The following is a 251-nucleotide window of genomic DNA, read 5'->3' as shown; positions in this document are numbered from 1 at the left end:
CGCGCCACGGGGGCGGGGAACCTCGTCCTCGTCCCGGGCCTCGCGTACTCCAACGACCTCAGCCAGTGGCTCGCGTACCGCCCCACGGACCCGGCGGGCAATCTGGCCGCCGCCTGGCACGTCTACAACTTCAACACCTGCGCCGACGAGACGTGCTGGAACACCACTCTCGCCCCCGTGGCCGCCCAAGTGCCGCTCCTCGCGGGCGAGATCGGTGAGAACACCTGCGGACACGCGTTCGTCGACCGCGT

The 251-nt window shown here is 70.9% G+C and carries 1 pseudogene; it reads left to right on the top strand.

What is annotated here, in order from left to right:
- Positions 1–251 (top strand): annotated as a pseudogene (locus CCN56_RS45440) (glycoside hydrolase family 5 protein); the annotation flags it as partial.

It is taken from the genome of Streptomyces sp. NRRL B-24572, assembly GCF_002156145.1.
Lineage (GTDB): Bacteria > Actinomycetota > Actinomycetes > Streptomycetales > Streptomycetaceae > Streptomyces > Streptomyces vietnamensis.
This window is presented reverse-complemented; position numbering and strand designations above follow the sequence as displayed.